16 protein-coding genes and 1 riboswitch are annotated in these 19,234 nt (G+C 67.1%); of the genes, 13 read left to right on the top strand and 3 right to left on the bottom strand.

Features of this window, described 5'->3' with window-relative positions; all coding sequences use genetic code 11:
- Nucleotide 1: 1 nt before the first annotated feature.
- The 7 genes from dsbG (at nucleotide 2) to map (ending at nucleotide 8,474) form a co-directional block, all read left to right on the top strand.
- Nucleotides 2–820, top strand: coding sequence for a thiol:disulfide interchange protein DsbG (gene dsbG / locus AC07WC_RS12610; protein WP_495210301.1), 819 nt, complete (start codon nucleotides 2–4; stop codon nucleotides 818–820).
- Between the two features lie 476 nt (nucleotides 821–1,296).
- Nucleotides 1,297–2,736: a DcaP family trimeric outer membrane transporter gene (locus AC07WC_RS12605; RefSeq protein WP_495210300.1), complete on the top strand. Its 1,440-nt coding sequence runs from the start codon at nucleotides 1,297–1,299 to the stop codon at nucleotides 2,734–2,736.
- Between the two features lie 51 nt (nucleotides 2,737–2,787).
- A complete protein-coding gene (gene adiC / locus AC07WC_RS12600) occupies nucleotides 2,788–4,137 on the top strand; it encodes an arginine/agmatine antiporter (protein ID WP_019185028.1) in 1,350 nt (449 codons plus the stop codon).
- Between the two features lie 21 nt (nucleotides 4,138–4,158).
- The gene (locus tag AC07WC_RS12595; RefSeq protein ID WP_495210299.1) at nucleotides 4,159–6,447 is read left to right on the top strand and encodes an Orn/Lys/Arg family decarboxylase; all 2,289 of its coding nucleotides are present in this window, start codon (nucleotides 4,159–4,161) and stop codon (nucleotides 6,445–6,447) included.
- Nucleotides 6,448–6,475: 28 nt separating this feature from the next.
- The gene (locus AC07WC_RS12590; protein WP_495210298.1) at nucleotides 6,476–7,378 is read left to right on the top strand and encodes a cation diffusion facilitator family transporter; all 903 of its coding nucleotides are present in this window, start codon (nucleotides 6,476–6,478) and stop codon (nucleotides 7,376–7,378) included.
- Between the two features lie 119 nt (nucleotides 7,379–7,497).
- On the top strand, nucleotides 7,498–7,710 hold the full coding sequence (locus AC07WC_RS12585; protein WP_038687903.1) for a ParD-like family protein: 213 nt from the start codon (nucleotides 7,498–7,500) through the stop codon (nucleotides 7,708–7,710).
- Entirely contained in the window at nucleotides 7,707–8,474 is a 768-nt protein-coding gene (map, locus tag AC07WC_RS12580) for a type I methionyl aminopeptidase (protein ID WP_495210297.1), read from the top strand. Before AC07WC_RS12585 ends, map begins: the two co-directional genes overlap by 4 nt.
- A gap of 27 nt (nucleotides 8,475–8,501) precedes the next feature.
- Here the strand turns inward: map and AC07WC_RS12575 are convergent, their stop codons facing one another.
- Nucleotides 8,502–9,296, bottom strand: a complete 795-nt coding sequence (locus tag AC07WC_RS12575; protein WP_495210296.1) for a LytR/AlgR family response regulator transcription factor — start codon at nucleotides 9,294–9,296, stop codon at nucleotides 8,502–8,504.
- The gene (locus AC07WC_RS12570; RefSeq protein WP_495210295.1) at nucleotides 9,293–10,417 is read right to left on the bottom strand and encodes a sensor histidine kinase; all 1,125 of its coding nucleotides are present in this window, start codon (nucleotides 10,415–10,417) and stop codon (nucleotides 9,293–9,295) included. Before AC07WC_RS12570 ends, AC07WC_RS12575 begins: the two co-directional genes overlap by 4 nt.
- Nucleotides 10,418–10,635: 218 nt before the next feature.
- Here AC07WC_RS12570 and AC07WC_RS12565 point away from each other — a divergent pair, with 218 nt between their 5' ends.
- Nucleotides 10,636–11,028, top strand: coding sequence for a hypothetical protein (locus AC07WC_RS12565; protein ID WP_495210294.1), 393 nt, complete (start codon nucleotides 10,636–10,638; stop codon nucleotides 11,026–11,028).
- Between the two features lie 22 nt (nucleotides 11,029–11,050).
- Here AC07WC_RS12565 and AC07WC_RS12560 read toward each other — a convergent pair whose 3' ends face one another.
- On the bottom strand, nucleotides 11,051–11,503 hold the full coding sequence (locus AC07WC_RS12560; RefSeq protein ID WP_495210293.1) for a MarR family winged helix-turn-helix transcriptional regulator: 453 nt from the start codon (nucleotides 11,501–11,503) through the stop codon (nucleotides 11,051–11,053).
- A 50-nt stretch (nucleotides 11,504–11,553) separates the two neighbouring features.
- On the opposite strand from AC07WC_RS12560, the gene AC07WC_RS12555 reads away from it, so the two are divergent.
- The 5 genes from AC07WC_RS12555 (at nucleotide 11,554) to pnuC (ending at nucleotide 19,207) form a co-directional block, all read left to right on the top strand.
- Nucleotides 11,554–12,702, top strand: coding sequence for an FAD-dependent oxidoreductase (locus AC07WC_RS12555; protein WP_495210292.1), 1,149 nt, complete (start codon nucleotides 11,554–11,556; stop codon nucleotides 12,700–12,702).
- Nucleotides 12,703–12,807: 105 nt separating this feature from the next.
- Nucleotides 12,808–15,006: a translocation/assembly module TamB domain-containing protein gene (locus AC07WC_RS12550; protein WP_495210291.1), complete on the top strand. Its 2,199-nt coding sequence runs from the start codon at nucleotides 12,808–12,810 to the stop codon at nucleotides 15,004–15,006.
- Nucleotides 15,007–15,109: 103 nt separating this feature from the next.
- Nucleotides 15,110–16,246 carry a phosphotransferase enzyme family protein gene (locus tag AC07WC_RS12545; protein ID WP_495210290.1) on the top strand — a complete coding sequence of 379 codons (1,137 nt, stop codon included), beginning with the start codon at nucleotides 15,110–15,112 and terminating at the stop codon, nucleotides 16,244–16,246.
- 39 nt (nucleotides 16,247–16,285) lie between these two features.
- Nucleotides 16,286–16,381: riboswitch (TPP riboswitch) on the top strand.
- A 67-nt stretch (nucleotides 16,382–16,448) separates the two neighbouring features.
- Nucleotides 16,449–18,614 carry a TonB-dependent siderophore receptor gene (locus AC07WC_RS12540; protein WP_495210289.1) on the top strand — a complete coding sequence of 722 codons (2,166 nt, stop codon included), beginning with the start codon at nucleotides 16,449–16,451 and terminating at the stop codon, nucleotides 18,612–18,614.
- Nucleotides 18,611–19,207, top strand: a complete 597-nt coding sequence (pnuC, locus tag AC07WC_RS12535; protein WP_495210288.1) for a nicotinamide riboside transporter PnuC — start codon at nucleotides 18,611–18,613, stop codon at nucleotides 19,205–19,207. The genes AC07WC_RS12540 and pnuC overlap by 4 nt, the downstream gene beginning before the upstream one ends.
- Nucleotides 19,208–19,234: the final 27 nt, after the last annotated feature.

The following is a 19,234-nucleotide window of genomic DNA, read 5'->3' as shown; positions in this document are numbered from 1 at the left end:
CATGAAATTGAACCCTTCTCGCCCGCTGGGCACCGCGCTTGCGGTCTCGCTGTTGATCGCCCTGGCCGGGTGCAGCCAGGCACAGACGCCGAACGCCGGTGGTGCCGCGCCGAAGGCCGGCGGCGACCGCCCGGCCGTCCTGAAGGGCATCGAGAAGCATGGGTTCGAGGTGATCGGTGAGTTCGACGCGCCCGGTGGCCTGCGTGGCTTCGCCGGTGTGGTCGGCGGCCAGCAGCCGGCAGCAGCGTACGTGACCGCGGATGGCAAGCATGTCGTGGTGGGCAGTCTGTTCGATGCCAGCGGCGAAGACGTGGGAGCGGCGCCGCTGGAGAAGCTGGTGGCCAAGCCGATGTCCGAGCGTAGCTGGAAGAAGCTGGACGAGAGCGCCTGGGTGCGCGATGGCCGGGCCGACGCGCCGCGCGTGGTCTATACCTTCAGCGATGCGAACTGCCCGTACTGCCATCGCTTCTGGGAAGCGGCGCGGCCGTGGGTGGATGCCGGCAAGGTGCAGTTGCGCCACGTGATGGTGGGCGTGATCCGTGAGGACAGCCCGGCCAAGGCTGCCGCGATCCTCACCGCGCCCAATCCCAGCGCCGCACTGCTGGAGAACGAACGTCTGTTCGATCGTGGCGGCATCAAACCGGCGGCGTCGCTGACGCCGGAGGTCGCCAACAAGCTCGATGCCAATCAGGTGCTGATGATCGAGCTGGGCTTCCAGGGCACGCCGGGCATTCTGTTCAAGGACGCCCAGGGCATGGTGCAACGCCGTTCCGGCATGCCCCAGGGCGACGACATGACCGTGGTGCTCGGTCCGCGCTGAGCAGGCCAGGGGATCGCTGTACAACGCGCCGGGCTCTGCCCGGCGCGCTTCGTTTGGGTGTCAGGTGGGGCCTGACGACCATGCGCTGACGCAACCGGCTTGATTTGGATCAAGGCCGACGTCGGCTGGATCGTTACGCTGTCCTGCATGCGCTACCCCACGGATGTCCCCGCACGCACTGGATGCGTGACCTGCCGGTCAGAAAACTGCCCGGCAACGTTCACGGCGTTCTCACTTTGCGATTGTTACTCAAGGCGCTGTCCGGCGCGCACATGCGTGGCGGTCATCAGGGATGAGGGGATCCCGTGCGAGCGTACCCGCGCAGGCGATGCGATCGGAGGCATGACCGCCCCCGGACGTGGCGCAGGCGCAGGCCGCGCGCATTGCAGGGCCGGGCTGCGTGCCCGTGACCGGCGGCGGCCTGGATGCCAGCCGGTGCGGACGCGCGGGGCTGTGTGTGGTTCAAGGAGGACATGATGCGTTTGGCTGTGTTGACGGTCGCATGCGCGGCAGCAGTGGCTGCGGCGCCCGTGTACGCGCAGGATTCGGCCGCCGCGTTGCGGCAGGACATCCAGTCCCTGCGCCAGACGTTGGAACAGATGGAGAAACGGCTGGAGGCGATCGAATCCGGGACGCCTTCGCCTGCGCCGGCGTCGGTCACGGCAGCCCCTGCACCGACGCCGGGGCCGAGCCCGACGGCGGCGCCGATGCCCGCGCCGTTGACCGCCCAGGCACAGGTGCCCGGCGTGGGCCAGGCGATTCTTCCGCAACGCGATTCCGTTGCCGATCCGTCCAGCGCCGCCTCGCGCCCGGACAGTGCGGCCGGCCCGACCGATCCCGAGCTGAAAGGATTCTTCGCGATCCCCAACACCGATACGCTGATCCGCATCGGCGGTTACGCCAAGCTCGATGCGATCGCCGATTCGCGCGCGGCGGGCGATCCGGAACAGTTCGTCACCTCCTCGATTCCGGTCGGCAGTGCGCACCGGGATGTGTCCAACTTCACGCTGCATGCCAAGCAGACCCGTTTCAGCTTCGAGGCGCGGCGACCGACCACGCATGGCAACCTGCGCTTCTATCTGGAAAACGACTTCTTCGGCAGCAGCGACAGCTACCAGTTCCGCCTGCGCCACGCCTACGGACAGCTTGGCAACACCTACGCCGGCTATGGCTATTCCACCTTCATGGATGCCGACAGCCTGCCCGACACCCTGGATTTCGCCGGGCCGGGTGGGGCCGGGTACCTGCTGGTGGCCGGCATCCACCACAGCTTCGCGATGGGGAAGGGCAACACGTTGACCGTGGCGGCCGAAGATCCGGACACCCAGTTGAGCAACCCCGCGGACGGGATCATGCCGGCCGACCAGCTGCCGGATGTCACGGTGACCGCGCGCATGGAACGTGATTGGGGCCATCTGCAGTTGGGCGCGGTCGCGCGCAGCCTGGGGTACGACGGCGATGCCGGGGATGGCCGGCGCTTTGCCGGTGGTCTGCAGCTGAGCGGTTCGGCCGCGGTCGGCGAGCAGGACCTGCTGTTGTTCGGCATGCTCGGCGGCAAGGGCCTGGCCCGTTATACCGCCGACCTGACCGGATCGGGCATGGACGCGGTGGTGACCGCCGATGGACGGCTGCAGGCGTTGTCGCTGTATGGCGGCTTTGTCGGATACACGCACTACTGGTCGCCGCTGTGGCGTTCGAACCTGATCTACGGCCAGCTCACCAGCGGGCGCAACGATGCGCTGGCCGCCGATGCGTTCCGCCAGAGCCGCTACGGCGTCTTTAACCTGCTCTGGAGCCCGGCCCCGTCCTGGACGATGGGCATGGAGCTGCTCTATGGGCAGTTGGAGCAGCAGAGCGGACAACGCGGCGACACGATGCGGCTGCAGGGCAGCCTGCAATACAACTTCATCAAGTAACTCCCAACGCCCGGCTCGACCGGGTTCCTGCCTGGCAAAGGAGCAAGCGTCATGGCAAAAGCGAAGAAAATCGGGGTGGTTGGTGCCACCTTCCTGGTGGCCGGCAACATGATGGGATCGGGGGTGTTCCTGCTGCCCTCCAGTCTGGCCAAGATCGGCACGGCCTCGATCTGGGGCTGGCTGATCACCACCGCCGGCGCGCTGCTGCTGGCCTTCGTGTTCGCCAAGCTCGGCAAGCTGGCCCCCAAGGCCGGTGGTCCGTACGCCTACGCCAGGGATTGGTTCGGCCCGTACATGGGCTTCCAGACCAATACCATCTACTGGTTCGCCAACTGGATCGGCAACGTCGCCATCCCGATCGCGGCGGTGGGCTATTTCAGCTACTTCTTCCCGATCCTGTCCGAGCCGCTGCCGCGCTGCATCGCGGTGCTGGCGCTGGTATGGGCGTTGAGTTTCGCCAACGTGATCGGCCCGTCGTTCGTCAGCAAGCTGCAGACGGTGACCACCAGCTTCGCGCTGGTGCCGATCCTGGGCATCGCGATCTTCGGGTGGTTCTTCTTCGACCCGACCATCTTCAAGGGGGCCTACAACGTCTCCGGGGAATCCAACTTCGGCGCGATCTCCAGTGCCGCGGCGTTGACCCTGTGGGCCTTCATCGGCGTGGAATCGGCCTCGGTGACCGCCGGCGTGGTCGAGAACCCGGAGAAGAACGTGGCCCGCGCGACGCTGGGTGGCGTGTTCCTGGCCGCGATCGCCTACATCGCCAGCTCCTCGGTGATCATGGGCATGGTGCCCAATGGCGACCTGCAGGTGTCCGATGCGCCGTTCGCGTTGGCCGCGGCCAATGCGGTGGGTGGCTGGGGCGGGGCGCTGGTGAGCCTGTGCGCCTTCGTAGGTGCGGCCGGCTCGCTCGGCGGCTGGATCCTGCTGACTGCGCAGAGCGCCAAGGCAGCCTCGGATGACGGCCTGTTCCCGAGCATCTTCAGCAAGACCAACAAGGACGATGTACCGGTCAAGGGCGTGCTGATCGTGGCGGTGCTGATGACCCTGGCGGTGCTGGTCACCTCGACCTCCAAGACCGCGTCGGCCCAGTTCGATGTGATCACTTCGGCCGCGGTGGTGCTGACCCTGCTGCCGTACATCTACTCCTGCGTGGCCTGCTACTTCGTGGTCGAGCGCTCGCACACGCTGGTGCACACCGGCGCGTTCTGGCTGCTGACCAGCGTCACCGTCGTGTACTGCCTGTGGGCGATCTTCGGTTCGGCCGGCAACATCGTGCAGTACGCCTTCCTGTTCGTGCTGTTCATCACGGTGTTCTATCCGTTCTTCAGCGAGGAGCGTCGCCGCCAGCGTGGCCAGCTGCCCGCGCTCGATGCCGCCGTCCGCACGACGCTTTCGTGACATTCCCCCAGGAGAATCCCTGTGTATTTCAAGTCCCTTGATTACCCGATCATCGTCATCGACGACGACTACGAGTCCCCCCGCATCGGCGGCATCCTGATCCGTGCGCTGGTGGACGAACTGCGCAAGAACGACCAGCGCGTGCTGTGTGGCCTGACCCTGTCCGATGCCCAGGCCGGTGCGCGTACCTACGTGGCCGCCTCGGCCGTGCTGATCTCCATCGACGGCACCGAGGAAAACCCGGAGCAGTTCCAGCGCCTGCTCGGTTTCCTGCGCGAGCAGACGGCCCGCCGCGCCAACCTGCCGGTATTCCTGTACGGCGAGCGGCGCACCATCGAAAAGGTACCGAGCAAGCTGCTCAAGTTCGTGCACGGCTACATCTTCCTGTTCGAGGACACCAAGAGCTTCATCTCACGCCAGGTGATGCGCGCGGCCGAAGACTACATGGCCAACCTGTTGCCGCCGTTCTTCAAGGCGCTGATCCACCACACGGCGGAGTCCAACTACTCCTGGCACACCCCCGGCCATGCCGGCGGCGTGGCCTTCACCAAATCGCCGGTCGGCCGCGCGTTCCACCAGTTCTACGGCGAGAACACGCTGCGCAGCGATCTGTCGATCTCGGTGCCGGAGCTGGGCTCGCTGCTAGACCACACTGGGCCGATCAAGGACGCCGAGAACGAGGCGGCGCGGAACTTCGGGGCCGATCACACCTTCTTCGTCACCAATGGCACCTCGACCGCCAACAAGATCGTCTGGCACGGGACCGTAGGGCGCGGCGACGTGGTGTTCGTCGACCGCAACTGCCACAAGTCGCTGCTGCACGCGCTGATCATGACCGGCGGCGTCCCGGTGTACTTCACCCCCAGCCGCAACGCGCACGGCATCATCGGCCCGATCAGCCTGGACCAGTTCACGCCCGAGTCGCTGCAGCAGGCCATCGCGGCCAACCCGCTGGCGAGCAAGGCGTACAAGGCCGGCTCCAAGCCGCGCATCGCGGTGGTCACCAATTCCACCTATGACGGGCTGTGCTACAACGCCGAAAAGATCGCCGAGGAGATCGGCAGCGCGGTCGACTTCCTGCATTTCGACGAAGCCTGGTATGCCTATGCCGCGTTCCATCCGTTCTACGAGAACCACTACGGCATGGCCAAGGGCAAGCCGCGCGAGCAGGATGCGATCATCTTCACCACGCACTCCACGCACAAGCTGCTGGCCGCGTTCTCGCAGGCCTCGATGATCCACGTGCGCAACGCCGCCACCCACGCGCTGGACGCCGAACGCTTCAACGAAGCCTTCATGATGCACACCACCACCAGCCCGCACTACGGCGTGATTGCGGCCTGCGATGTGGCCTCCAAGATGATGGAGGGCGCCGCAGGTGAATCGCTGGTGCAGGAAATGCACGATGAAGCGATCGCATTCCGTCGCGCGATGCTGCATGTACGCGAAGACCTGGGGCGCGACGACTGGTGGTTCAGCGTGTGGCAGCCGGACAAGCTGGAGCGTTCGCTGGCCAAGGGCGATGCCCCGGCGCCCATGGTGGCCAAGCGCAGCGAATGGTATCTGCAACCGGACGCCCACTGGCACGGCTTCGATGGCCTGGTCGATGATTACGTGCTGATCGATCCGATCAAGGTCACCCTGCTCACGCCTGGGCTCTCGATGGACGGCGAGATGGGCCAGCGCGGCATTCCGGCTGCGGTGCTGAGCAAGTTCCTGTGGACCCGCGGCATCACCGTGGAGAAGACCAATCTCTATTCGGTGCTGTTCCTGTTCTCGATGGGCATCACCAAGGGCAAGTGGAGCACCCTGGTCACCGAGCTGATGGCGTTCAAGGAGCTTTACGACAGCAACGCGCCGCTGACCCGCGCGCTGCCGCAGCTCGCGGCCGAGTTCCCGGTCGCCTACGACGGCTGGGGCCTGCGTGACCTGTGCGATGCGTTGCACGCTTTCAACGCCGAGTTCGGTGTGGCCCAGGTGATGCGCGCGATGTACGTGGACCTGCCCGAGCCGGTGATGACGCCTGCCGAGGCCTATGATCACCTGGTCCGCGGCCAGATCGAACGGGTCGACATCGAGCAGATCAGCGGCCGCATCGCCGGCACCATGCTGGTGCCATACCCGCCGGGGATCCCGACCATCATGCCGGGCGAGCGCTTCGGCAGCAGCGATGAACCGATCATCCAGTCGCTGCGGATCGCCCGCGAACAGAACGCCCGCTTCCCGGGCTTCGAGTCGGATGTGCACGGGCTTATCATCGACACCGACGGCGATGCGCCGAGCTACAAGGTGGAGGTGCTGAAGGTCTGACGCCCGCGCGCAGGACCCTCGGCCAGCGATGGATACAGCACGCGAGCAGCGGGTCCTCAAATTCTCCATCGGGGTGACGATGGCGGTCAGTGCCATCGGCTTCATCGGCGGCCTGCTGGTGGGATCGCAGGCCATCCTGTTCGACGGTGTCTACAGCCTGGTGGACGTGGCGCTGACCCTGGTGGCGCTGTCGGTGCTGCGGCTGGTGGCGCGGGAAGAAAGCCCGCGCTTCCAGTATGGGTACTGGCATCTGGAGCCGATGGTGGAAGCGCTGGGTGGGGCGATCCTGTCGCTGGCCTGCATCTATGCGTTGGCCAATTCGGTGATCGGGCTGACCACCGGGGGGCACGAGGTCAAGGCCGGGCCTGCCCTGCTGTGGGCGGCCCTGCTGTGCGTGAGCAATCTGGCGATGGCTGCATTCGTGCGCACGCGCGCGATGCAGTTGCACTCGGCCCTGCTGTGGCTGGACGTGCGCGCCTGGCTGCTGAGCGGCATGATGAGCCTGGCGGTGGTGCTGGCATTCGCGATCGCGCTGCTGCTGCGCGATGGCGAGCATGCGCACTGGATCCCTTATCTGGATCCGTTGGTGCTGGCGGCGATCAGCGTGGCGGTGTTGCCGGTGCCACTGCGCAGTGCGTGGAAGGCCATGCGCGAGGTCCTGCAGGTAGCGCCGGATACGCTGGACGCACGCGTGCAGGCGGTGATGAAGGCGTTCGTCGCCGAGCACGGCTATCTGGATTTCACCAGCCACGTGGCCAAGATGGGGCGGATGCGGTTCGTTGAGATCCACATCCTGACCCACCCGGAGACGGTGATCGGCACCATCGGCAACGTGGACGCGATGCGCGATGAAATCGCCGAACGCCTGGATGCGCGCGGCAGCGAGTTCTGGTTGACCATCGATTTCACCGCTGATCCGGCCTGGACCTGATCGACGGTAGGTCGCGGATTGCCCTCGCAGGTCGCGCAGGCGCTCGACGCTTCGGCGGTGCTTCCACGCTGATATACGCATCGTATATGATGCGTATATTCCGTACGAGAGAGCCTGCCATGGGCATCGTCAACATCGACGACGAACTGCACGACAATCTGCGCCGCGCCAGCGGCGTCTCCGGCCGCTCGATCAACGCCCAGGCCGGCTTCTGGATCAAGATCGGCATGCTGTGCGAGATGAACCCCGGCATGAGCTACCAGGAGATCGTCAGCCGCGAGCTGCGTGCCGCCGGGGTCGCGCCCGGCGCCTTGCGGGTGGCCGAGGCATGATCAAGACGGCTGAAGAACAGGCCTTGATGCGCGCTTCCGGGCGCCTGCTGGCGTCCGTGTTCGAGGCGCTGGACACGCTGCCGCTGGAAGGCATGAGCACGCTGCAGGTGAACGACTGGGTCGAGCGCTTCATCGTCGATGAGCTGAAGGCCCGCCCGGCGAGCAAGGGCCAGTATGGCTTTGCCTACGTGCTCAACTCCTCCATCGACAACGTGGTCTGCCATGGCGTGCCATCGCCGGATGTCATCCTGCGCAGCGGCAGCATCGTCAACCTGGATATCACCCTGGAGAAGGGCGGCTACATCGCCGATTCCAGCAAGACCTATCTGATCGGCGAGGTGGACTACGCAGCCAGGCGGCTGGTACGGGTGACCCGCGAGGCGATGTGGAAGGGGATCGGCGTGGTGCGGCCGGGCGCGACCCTGGGCGACATCGGTTTTGCGATCCAGCAGCATGCCAAGGCGCATGGCTACAGTGTGGTCCGCGAGTTCTGCGGCCATGGCATCGGCCAGGAGATGCACGAGGAACCGCAGGTGCTGCATTACGGGCGCCGCAGCGACGGGTTGGCGCTGGAAGAGGGCATGACCTTCACCATCGAGCCGATGATCAACCAGGGCCGAGCCGCCATCGACATGAGCGATGATGGCTGGACCGTGACCACGCGTGACGGCAAGTTGTCGGCGCAGGCCGAGCACACCGTGCTGGTGACCGCCGATGGCGTTGAAGTGCTGACGTTGCGCGCGGACGAGCGTTCGACGCGCTGAGCGGACGCAGTCGCGGCCGGCCCGGCGCTAGCTTGCGTCGCCGCCGCGCGTGGAAACCAGTTTGAGGAAGGCTTCGTTCTGATACCGGCTCATGCGCAGCTGCTGGCCGGTATCCATGGTCACCACATGGTGGCCGTTGAACCACGGGTGGATCGCCCTGACCCGGCGCACATTGACGATTGCCGAGCGATGCACGCGCGCGAAGTGCCGCGGGTCCAGCCGCGCGGCGAGGGTGGACATGGTCTCGCGCAGCTCATGCATGCGGTCGACCAGATGGATTTCGACCGTGTTGCGCGCGGCCTTGATCCAGACGATGTCATCGACCGCCACCAGCACCACGTGCTCCTCTACCCGCACCGGAATGCGCTGCAGGTAATCGTCACGCTGGCGCAGCGCATCCAGCGCCTGCAGGATCTGCGCCGAGGTCTGTGCGCCGACCCCGTTGGCCGCCGACAGGCGTGCCTTGGCCCGCTGCAGCGTGGCGGCAAAACGCTCGCGGCTGAACGGCTTGACCAGATAGTCCACGGCATTGGCCTCGAAGGCCTTCACTGCATATTGCTCGTAGGCGGTGACGAACACCGTGGCCGGCATCCGTCCGGCGCCGATGCTGGCGACCACGTCCATGCCGTTGATCGCCGGCATCTGGATGTCCAGGAACACCAGGTCCGGCGACTGGTTGCGGATCGCGGCCACGGCCGAGACGCCATCGCCACATTCGCCGACGATCTCGATCTCCGGATCGTCGCGCAGCAGCCGCACGATCGCATGCCGCGCGATCGGCTCATCATCGACCACCAGCACGGTCAGCACGGTCAGGCTCATGCCGGCGCGATCCCCGCGGTGAACTCGGGTGCCTCGTCGGCACTGTCCAGTTCGCGGAACGGCACCCGGATGCGGCACGCCACCCCTTCGGGCCAGAGCATGTCCAGCCGGACGTCGGCGGCATCGCCGTACAGTTCCTTCAGGCGCAGGCGGGTGTTGGACATGCCGATGCCATGCCCGGCCGAGGCGGTCGGTTCGGCCGACAGGGTGCTGTTGCGGTTGCGCACCTCGATGCAGAGCGCATCGCCGTCGCGCCGGGCCTCGATCTCGATGATGTCGCTGCCCACGCGCTGGCCGATGCCGTGGCGCAGGGCATTCTCCACCAACGGCTGCAGGATCAGGCTGGGCACCGCGCAGTCCAGGGTGTCCGGGGCGATGTAGGTGCGGGTGGTCAGCCGGTCCTTGAAGCGGGTGCGCTGGATGCCCAGGTACAGCTCGATCAGGTCCAGCTCCTGGCGCAGGCTGATTTCCTGGCCATCGTAGTCTTCCAGGAACGCGCGCAGCAGCTCGCTCAGGCGCAGCAGCATGTCTTCGGCCGAGACTTTGTCCTCGTCCAGCAGGGTCACGATCGCATGCAGAGTGTTGAACAGGAAATGCGGCTGCAGCTGCGATTTCAGCGATAGCAACCGCGACTGCGCCAGCTCGGTGGCCAGCTGGCTGGCTTCCAGTTCGCGGCGCGCCTTCTCGGCGTGGAAGTGGAGGGCCTGCTGGATGGCGAACAGCGTCCAGTAGGTCAGCAGCCCGATCGCGAAGTGCTGCTCCAGGAAGTAGCCCAGCTGTTCGATGACGCCGCTGGGTTCGAACAGGGTGGAGACCAGCGCGCCCAGCACCATCGCGATGCACGTCATGCACAGGCTGGCGGCCACCTGCGCGCCGAGCCCGTGGAAGCGGCCGGTACCGCGCACCGGGAAGCGCTCGGCGAGGCGGAACACGGTCGGCGCCAGCGCGGCCCACGTGTACCACTGGATCAGCGACCAGCGCATGAGGTCCCACAGGGGCCATTGGCTGTTCGGCAGCCCGGCGTTGATCGAGGTCTGGACCGCGAACACGACGGCCACCGCCGTCCACAGGGCGATGTAGCGTGACAGGCGGATGCGGGTGCTGCCGAGGCGAATGTACATGGGCGATTCCGGGCCAGGGATCTGTGGCGGATGCCATCTTAGGCAGGCGGACGTGCGCGCGGGAAGCGCCATGAGGGCCTACTACGATTGGTCCGTGCGGAGCGACGATTCGTCCCGGATCGGTTGCCGGGGCGTTGCGGCGAAGGCGAGATGGGGAGGCCGGGACGCACTGTACCGCAGGCGCGGCCGGTACCCCTTCCTTGCTGGAGACTGCTGCCATGACCCCGACCCGCGCTGTTGCCGTTGCCTGCCTGCTGTCCATCGTGATCGTGCCGCTTGTCGGCGCCGCCAACGCACGCTATCTGACCCTGGTCAACCGCGCGCATGACAGCGTGACCGCGGTGGACGTCGGGTCCGCGGGCAGTGGCGCGTTCGAGCCTCGTGCATTGGAGCGCAGCCTGTCCGGTGGCGGCGATGCGATCACCGTGGACCTGGCCGGCGAGGGCTGCCGCTACGACCTGCGTTTCACCTTCGCCAACGGCAGGACCCAGGTCTACCAGGATGTGGATGCCTGCCGTGGCAGCAGGCTTGCGATCCAGCCATGGCCCCGGGGCCGCGATGGGCAGGTGCGGCCGGAGGTCCGGGTGGCCGATCAGAAACGGCCACGCTGATCGGTGCGGTCAGCGTGGCCGGTCAGTCGATCGTGTCGAGGTTGGCGTTGAGGCGCACCATCAGCGAATGCAGCTGCGCCATGTCGGCGGCGGTGAAGCCGGCCGTCGCCTTTGCACTGGCTGCGTCCATCACCGCCTGCGCGGCAGGCAACTGTTCGCGCGCCTGCGGGGTCAGCGCGATCAGACGGCTACGGCGGTCGTCCGGGTCCGGACGGCGCTGGATCAGCCCGTCGCGCTCCATGCGGTTGAGCAGCTGCGCCATGCTCGGTTGCTCGATCCCGGCGATCCGGGCCAGTTCGCTCTGGGGTAGCGCGTTGCCATGCTTGAGTGAGACCAGCACAGGCAGCTGGCTCATCGCGAAACCCAGCTCGCGCAACGGCGCGTCCACGATCCGCTGGAAGCCGCGATAAGCCACGCCCAGCAGCTTGAGCGGCTTCTCGGTGGAGGGCGGGGAAGGTGCGGATTGACTTTCCATAGGTGGCTATCTATAAATATAGGTCCCTATGTTAATCCCGGATCGACGTCATGCCCAGCCCCCCTCGCATCGCCATCGTCGGCGGCGGCCCCGCCGGCCTGACCCTGGCCCGGATTCTCCACACCCACGGGGTGGTCAGCGTCGTCTATGAGGCCGAGCGCGATCCCGACGAGCGCCCGCAGGGGGGCAGTCTCGACCTGCACGCCGAGTCCGGGCTGCTGGCGCTCGAACGTGCCGGACTCAGCGCGGCATTCGACGCCATTGCACGGCGCGACGATCAGGGCGAGCGCCTCCTCGACAAGACCGGCCGGGTGCTGTTCGAGGACAGTGACGGCGCCGATCGGAGCCGCCCCGAGGTCGATCGCACGGCATTGCGCGCGCTGTTGATCGATTCGCTTCCTGCCGACACCCTTCAGTGGGGCAGGCGACTGGCGGAAGTACGCAGCAGCGCAGGCGACCGCTGGGAGCTGGTGTTCGACACCGGTGTGGAAGGGCCGTTCGATCTGGTGATCGGCGCCGACGGCGCCTGGTCCAGGGTGCGCCCGTTGCTCTCGCCCTATCGGCCGCAGTACAGCGGGCTGACCTTCATCGAGTTCGGCATCGACGACATCGACCGGACCCATCCGCGCCTGGCCGCGCTGGTCGGCCGCGGCAAGGTCGGCATCGAAGGCGACGGCCGCATGATCATCGCCCAGCGCAACGGCCATTCGCATGTGCGCGGCTATGCGATCTTCCGCGTCCCGGCCGACTGGGCGGCAACCCGGTTCGATTTCACCTCGCCCGAAGCGATGCGCACGGCCTTGCTGGAAGAGTTCGAGGGATTCGCCGAGACGATCCGCGACCTGTTCCGGGCCAGCAACGATGGATTCGCAGCGCGCCCGATCCATGCGCTGCCGGTCGGTCACCGCTGGACGCCACGTACAGGGCTCAGCCTGATCGGCGATGCGGCGCACGTGATGTCGCCGTTCGGCGGTGAAGGGGTGAACGCGGCCATGCTGGATGCCGCCGAACTGGCCGCACGGCTGGGACACGAGCCGGACTGGCAACGTGCCGTGGCGGCCTACGAGGCGCACATGTTCGAGCGTGTCATCGACGCTGCGCAGGGTGCGGCCGAGGGTGCTGCGACCCAGCTTTCGCACCTGGGCCTGGCCCCGACGGTGGCGTTCTTCCAGGCGCAGCAGGCAGCACGAGGTTCCTGAGCCGTGCTTGCGCCATGAAAGGTCTTGCGACGCAAGGCCTTCACACGGTGACGCCTGCGCGTTGCCGATAGTGGGGCGTCATCCTGCTTCCCGTCGCGGATCCACATGCCCCTGATTCCCGAGCGCGTCCAGCGCTGGCCCCGGCCGTGGCGCGTGGCGTTGCTCTCGCTGCTGGCGCTGTATGCGCTGTACCTGCTGGCGGGCAACGTGTTCCTCAATACGCCCCTGTTCGATGCGGTGACCAACCGCAAACCTGAAAAATTCACGATGCAGACCGGCCCGGCGCTGACCCTCATGCCCGGCCATGCCGTGGTGTGGAACATCCGCATGCGCGGCCAGGCCAATCGAACGCAGTATGTCTTCCGTGCTGATCGTGCCAGTGCGTGGATTGATCTGCCGGCGCTGTTGCGCAAGGAGGTGCGCATCCCTCGCATCGACGCGACCGGCGTGGAAGCGGAGGTCGAACGCGTCGAGAACGCCATCCCGCCGCCGCCGCGTGGCGACCGCGGCTGGACGCTTCGCTTTGATGCGATCCACAGCGACACCATCCGCAGTGGGCGCTTCGGCAAGCTGCTGATCGTCGGCCAGGGCCACGGTACGGTCGGCTTCCTCAAACAGCTCAAGGGGGGGCCGTCGGAGCTGTTCGATTCCACGGTGGGCTTCGACGACGCGCAGGTCAGCTTCGACGGCGTCAATGTGCTGGACGATGCGCATATCGCGTCGCGCTTCCATTTTCCGCGGCATTATCGTGACGACGCGCCGGGGCTGCAGAAACTCGGCATCACCTGGGCGCAGCTGCAGATCGATGCCCGCAGCCAGGGGCTGCGCATCGATACCGGCGGCCCCCACGTGAAGGTCGGCAGCGCGGTGTCCAATGCGCGCCTCACCGCGGATGTGACGCTGGAGGCGGGCGCGCTGCGACCCGGCAGCCGACTGGTGTGGCGGCTGCCGCTGCATGCCGGCGTGCATGCCGATGACCGTGGCCTGCTGTCGCTGCAGCTGGACGTCGCGCAGGACATGCGGGTGCAGGCGCGGCTGCCACGCGACCCGGAGACGGGCAGCGAACTGAACGCCGATGTCCGCATCACCGGCCGGAAGTTTCCGTTCCAGGCACCGGCCGAGCTGCTGCCGCGGTTGTCCGGCAACGTCCAGGGCGCATGGCAGTTCCAGTCGCTGAACTGGATCAGCGATCTGTTCGTGAAAAAGCCCTGGTTCCACCTTGACGGGGGTGGCCTGCTGAAGGCGGACGTCATCATCGCCGACGGTGAACTCGCGCCTGGCAGCACCGTGGACATCCCGCAGGTGGCGGCCGTGGCGGAGGTCGCCGGTGTCCGGATGCGTGGCGATGCCCACGCACAGGGCCGGATTGTCGAGGGCACCCCCGCGCAGGCGGAGCTGAAGGTGCAGATTCCGCGCTTCCAGGCCGCGCCGACCAACGCACCCAAGGCGGTGTTGTTCGATGGCCGCCAGCTTGCGTTGAACCTGCGTGGCGATGCGCGCCTGAAGCAGTTGAGTGACGGCATGCGCGCCCAGCTGCGCTTTACCGATGCGCGAGTGCCGGACCTGACCGCCTACAACCGGTACCTCGGCAACGACAATGTGCGCCTGCTCGGCGGTACCGGCCTGCTCAGTGGGGATGTCTCGCTGGATGCCTCCGGCCGGGTGGGCAAGGGCAGCGCCGATCTGCGCGGCACCGGCGCCCGGTTGAGCGTGGCAGGGATCGCGATGCGCGGGGATGCGCAGCTGCAGGCGCGTCTGCAGCGTGCGGATTTCGACAGCCGCCAGTTCGATCTTGGCGGTACCACGGTAGAGCTGCGCAACATCCACGTGGGCGATGAAAAGAGTGATGGGCGCTGGTGGGGCAAGGTGGCGATCCGCAGTGGCCACATCGATGCGGCGGCGCCATTCCAGGTGGATGGGCTGGCCGACCTGCACCTGCGCGATGCCGGGCCGTTGCTTGGCGTGTTCGCGCAGCGCAGCGAGTACCCGCGCTGGGTGCTCGGGATGCTGGACTCCGGCGAGGTACAGGCCAGTGGGCAGCTGCGCTGGCGCAGCGGCGAGTTGATCGTGGAGGACCTGCAGGCCGAGAACGAGCGCCTGTCCCTGCAGGCGCGGCTGGACCTGAGCCACGGCAAGCGCCGTGGCGATCTCTATCTGCGCTGGGGCGTGCTGGGCGCCGGCATCGAGCTGCAGGGCGAGCAGCGCAAGTGGCACCTCGCCGGTGCCCGCAACTGGTATGCGGAGCAGCCGCGGCTGCTGCCGGCCAAGCCCGCCGCCGCGAAGCAAGGCGACGGCACGCGCTGACGGGACGCAGCTGTTCCCCCTTGGCTGGGCGTGGCTTGGTATCCTCGCCGCGCCCGCTGTCTGGTGACAGCGGGCTTTTCGCCGTCATCGACCCCGTCATCCCATGAGCAACAACACCCACCGCGTCCAGGGCCTCAACAACGATGAGGTGGCCGCCGACTGGCCCGCCATCACCGACCGCGAGATCACCTGGCTCGGCGAGCGCTTCGCGGCGCTGGCGGGTGCGTGCCGGCTGCTGTGGCACAGCCCGCGGCCGATGTCCGCCGCGGCCATCGTTGAGAGCGACGGGGGGCGGGTGTTCGTCAAACGTCACCATGCCAGTGTCCGTTCGGCGGCCACGTTGGCCGAGGAGCATCGCTTCATCCGGCACCTGGCCGATCACGGCGTACCCGTGGTCGAGGTGGTGAGTGACCGCGATGGCGCCACGGCGGTCGAGCACGAAGGCTGGACCTACGAGCTGCACAGCGTGGGCCGTGGCCAGGATCTGTATCGCGACGCAGCGTCCTGGACGCTGCTGACCGATACCGCGCAGGCGCGCGAAGCCGGGCGGATGCTGGCGACGCTGCATCTGGCATCGGCCAGCTACGACGCGCCCCAGCGCAGCACCCATCTGCTGGTCGCGCGCGATGACCTGATCCGTGCCGCCGATCCCATCGCCGCGATCCAGGCGGATCTCGCGGTGCGGCCCGGCTTGGCAGCCTATCTTGCGCGGCAGGACTGGCAGCGGGATCTGCGGCGGGCGGTGCTGCCCTGGCATGCCGGACTGGCCGCGCGCCTGCAGGCGGAACCGCGCCTGTGGGGGCACAACGACTGGCATGTCTCCAATCTGCTCTGGTGCCAGCAGGGCACTGGCACCGTGGTCGACACCGTGCTCGACCTGGGGCTGGCCTCACCGACCAGCGCCTTGTTCGATCTTGCGACCGCCATCGAACGCAACGCCATCGCTTGGCTGGCGCTGGAACGCGGCGAGCAGGCGGTGCGTGCGGATATCGCGCTGGCGCTGCTTGCGGGCTATCGCGAAATGCTGCCGCTGTCGACTGAACGCGTCCACCTGCTGGCCGATCTGCTGCCGATCGTGCAGCTCGATTTCGCGCTGTCGGAAGTGGAGTATTTCGAGGGCGTGACAGGCTCGCCCGCCAATGCCGACGTGGCTTACCACACCTTCCTGCTGGGGCATGCTGACTGGTTCAGCACCCCGGCAGGGCAGGGCCTGCTGACGGCGCTGCACGCGGCCGCCTGAGGGCAGGCTCGCAAATCCGTACCAGTTGTAGTGAAATAGTCACAGAAGCGGGGGTGCCTGGCGAAACCAGGCTGAGAGAGTCCCTTGGAACCTGATCCGGTTTGCACCGGCGTAGGGAGCTTTGAGCAGCAGGCATGCCGCCGTGATGGGTCGGTGCGCGTGCGCGCCTTCGCTTCGTCTCCCCCAGCTGATGACGAATCGAATGAACCGCTGCTTCCGCCCTACGTTGCTATCCGCCGCCCTCTGCGCCGCGCTGCCCCTTCATGCCAATGAGCTCGCCGAAGCGCCCGAGCGCTCGCCGACGGAACTGGCCGCCGTGCGCGTGCAGGCGCATCAGCCGGCTGCCACCTCGACGCAGACCGGCAGCTTCGGCGCTGGCGACTGGAAGAGCACGCCGGCCTCGGTGAACGTACTGGATCGCGACCTGCTGGACAGCCGCCAGGTGCGCACGCTGTCCGAGCTGGCCAGCAACGATGCCTCGCTGGGCGACAGCTACGCGCCGGTCGGCTACTACCAGAACATCGCGATCCGCGGTTTCCCGCTGGATACCGGCACCGGCTACCGCTTCAACGGGCTGGCCATCACCGGTGAGCAGCGCCTGGCCCTGGAGAACATCCAGGCGGTGGAGATCCTCAAGGGCGAGGCCGGCCTCGCCGCCGGTGTCATGGCGCCGGGTGGCATCATCAACTACGTGGGCAAGCGCCCGGCCGAGGTCCGCAGCGTCACCCTCGGTACCGATTCGGAAGGCTCGCGCTACACCGCGGTCGATCTCGGCCATTGGCTGTCGCCCCGTTTCGGCGTGCGCTTCAATGCCGCCTGGGAAGACAGCGATTCCTACATCGATCATGCCGACGGTCGTCGCAATTTCTATTCGCTGGCCACCGACTGGCTGATCGGCGAGCGCGGCAAGCTGGAAGTGGATGCCAACTACCAGACCAGCACGCAGCGTTCGGCCTCGGGCTATCAGCTGTTGGGCGCCACCGAGCTGCCGCGCGGCGTGGACCGCAAGCAGCTGCTGGGCTACCAGGCCTGGCAGCGACCGGTCGGCATCGACAGCACCAACCTGACCGCACTCCACACCTACGATTTCAGCCCGAACTGGCAGTCGCGCCTGTCCGCCAGCTACAGCCGCTCGGTGATCGACGACAACGTCGCCTTCGCCTACGGCTGTTACTACGCTGCCGGCTGCGCCGATGGCAGTGTGCCAGGCAACTACTTCGCGCCGAACGGCGACTACGACATCTACGATTACCGCAGCCCGGACGATACGCGCCGCAACCTGGAATTCCGTGCCGAGCTGCGCGGCAGTTTCACCACCGGCAGCATCGGCCACGCGCTGAGCGTTGGCGCGGACCGGTTCGAACGCACCGTGGACAAGCGCCGCAACGTCAACGAGTACGTGGGCACCGCCAACATCCATGATGCACAGGTGCCGCAGTTCGACCCGTCGCCGCTGATGCCGGGCCCGTCCGCGCGGCGCCTGGACAGCGCGCAGACAGCGGTCTTCGCATTGGACCGGATGAGTTTCGGCGATTGGCAGTGGCTGGCCGGCGGTCGCTTCGTGCGCCTGGACGAGCGCGCCTACGACAAACGCGGCAACCCCGAGCGGCACAGCCGCCTGTCGCGGTTCCTGCCGCAGACCGCGCTGGTCTGGAAGGCCACCGATGAGCTCAACGCTTACGTCAGCTACGTTCGGGGCATATCGCTCGGCCAGGAAGCACCGTTCTGGACCTCCAACGACGGCGCGTTCCTGCCGTCGGTGCTGTCGCGCCAGATCGAAGTGGGCATCAAGTACGTGCCCAGCGATGCACTGACGCTGGGTGCGGCACTGTTCCGCACCTCGCAGCCGTTCCAGTACGCCAGGCCGGACGACAGCGACGCGGGCTACACCTTCGTCGAAGAAGGGCAGCAGACCCATACCGGGCTGGAACTCACCGCACAGGGGCAGCTGACCGGGCGCCTGTCGCTGACCGCCAGTGCGAGCGTCCTGCGCGCGCGCGCGCGCGATGCCGGCACGCCGGATTACGAAGGGCACCAGCTGATCAACGTGCCGAAGAGGCGCGCGACCGTGCATGCGGAGTACCAGCTGCCGTTCGTGACCGGCCTGGGGCTGACCGGCGGCTGGCGCTATGCCTCCTCCAACGTGGCCACCGCCGACGGCCGCGTCAGCGCACCGGCCTACAGCGTGTTCGACGCCGGGCTGCGCTTCAAGCACCGCGTGGGTGAGCATCCGGTGACCTGGAACCTCTCGGTGGACAACCTGTTCAACCGTTTCTACTGGCGTGACACCGGCAGCAGCTCGGGCGACTACTACCTGTTCCCGGGCGCGCCGCGCCAGGCCCGGTTGTCGGTCACGTTCGCGCTATGAACCCGGCGATCCTGGAATGGTCGGCCGCCATCGTCAGCATGCTCGGCGTGTGGCTGATGACGCGCCGGGTGACCGTTGCCTGGCCGGTCGGGCTGATCTCGGTGGCGCTGTACGCGCTGGTGTTCGTCGAGGCGCGCCTGTACTCGGACACGCTGCTGCAGATCGTGTTCGGCGGCTTCCTGGTCTACGGCTGGGTGCGCTGGCGTGGCCAGGTCCAGGATGATGGCCGGGTCGCGATCATGCCGTTGGCGCGGGTCGCCTTGTGGCGTGATCTGGGCATCGGCGTGGTGTTCGGCCTCGCCCTCGGTGCGGCGATGCATGTCTACACCAACGCAGCGCTGCCGTGGCTGGATGCGATGCTGGCCGCGCTGAGCCTGGTCGCCCAGTGGTGGCAGGCGCGCCGGCACACGGCGGCATGGTGGCTGTGGATCCTGGTCGATGTGGTCTACGTGGGCATGTACCTGGTCAAATCCCTGCACGTGACCGCCGTGCTGTATCTGGTCTTCGTCGGGCTGGCGGTGATGGGGCTGCGCGCGTGGACGGCAGCGCGCAACGAGGCCGTGCTCCACAACGCAGCAGGGCGGCACGGATAAGTCCGCGCCGCCCTGCTTCAACTCAGG

Source organism: Stenotrophomonas sp. GW821-FHT01H02A (assembly GCF_059422145.1).
This window is presented reverse-complemented; position numbering and strand designations above follow the sequence as displayed.

Coding starts and splice junctions, on each gene's coding strand:
- AC07WC_RS12550 (WP_495210291.1), top strand. CDS start 12,808: ATGCCCCTGATTCCCGAGCGCGTCCAGCGCTGGCCCCGGCCGTGGCGC.
- AC07WC_RS12565 (WP_495210294.1), top strand. CDS start 10,636: ATGACCCCGACCCGCGCTGTTGCCGTTGCCTGCCTGCTGTCCATCGTG.
- adiC (WP_019185028.1), top strand. CDS start 2,788: ATGGCAAAAGCGAAGAAAATCGGGGTGGTTGGTGCCACCTTCCTGGTG.
- AC07WC_RS12540 (WP_495210289.1), top strand. CDS start 16,449: ATGAACCGCTGCTTCCGCCCTACGTTGCTATCCGCCGCCCTCTGCGCC.
- AC07WC_RS12590 (WP_495210298.1), top strand. CDS start 6,476: ATGGATACAGCACGCGAGCAGCGGGTCCTCAAATTCTCCATCGGGGTG.
- AC07WC_RS12575 (WP_495210296.1), bottom strand. CDS start 9,296: ATGAGCCTGACCGTGCTGACCGTGCTGGTGGTCGATGATGAGCCGATC.
- AC07WC_RS12560 (WP_495210293.1), bottom strand. CDS start 11,503: ATGGAAAGTCAATCCGCACCTTCCCCGCCCTCCACCGAGAAGCCGCTC.
- AC07WC_RS12555 (WP_495210292.1), top strand. CDS start 11,554: ATGCCCAGCCCCCCTCGCATCGCCATCGTCGGCGGCGGCCCCGCCGGC.
- AC07WC_RS12570 (WP_495210295.1), bottom strand. CDS start 10,417: ATGTACATTCGCCTCGGCAGCACCCGCATCCGCCTGTCACGCTACATC.
- pnuC (WP_495210288.1), top strand. CDS start 18,611: ATGAACCCGGCGATCCTGGAATGGTCGGCCGCCATCGTCAGCATGCTC.
- AC07WC_RS12585 (WP_038687903.1), top strand. CDS start 7,498: ATGGGCATCGTCAACATCGACGACGAACTGCACGACAATCTGCGCCGC.
- map (WP_495210297.1), top strand. CDS start 7,707: ATGATCAAGACGGCTGAAGAACAGGCCTTGATGCGCGCTTCCGGGCGC.
- dsbG (WP_495210301.1), top strand. CDS start 2: ATGAAATTGAACCCTTCTCGCCCGCTGGGCACCGCGCTTGCGGTCTCG.
- AC07WC_RS12605 (WP_495210300.1), top strand. CDS start 1,297: ATGCGTTTGGCTGTGTTGACGGTCGCATGCGCGGCAGCAGTGGCTGCG.
- AC07WC_RS12545 (WP_495210290.1), top strand. CDS start 15,110: ATGAGCAACAACACCCACCGCGTCCAGGGCCTCAACAACGATGAGGTG.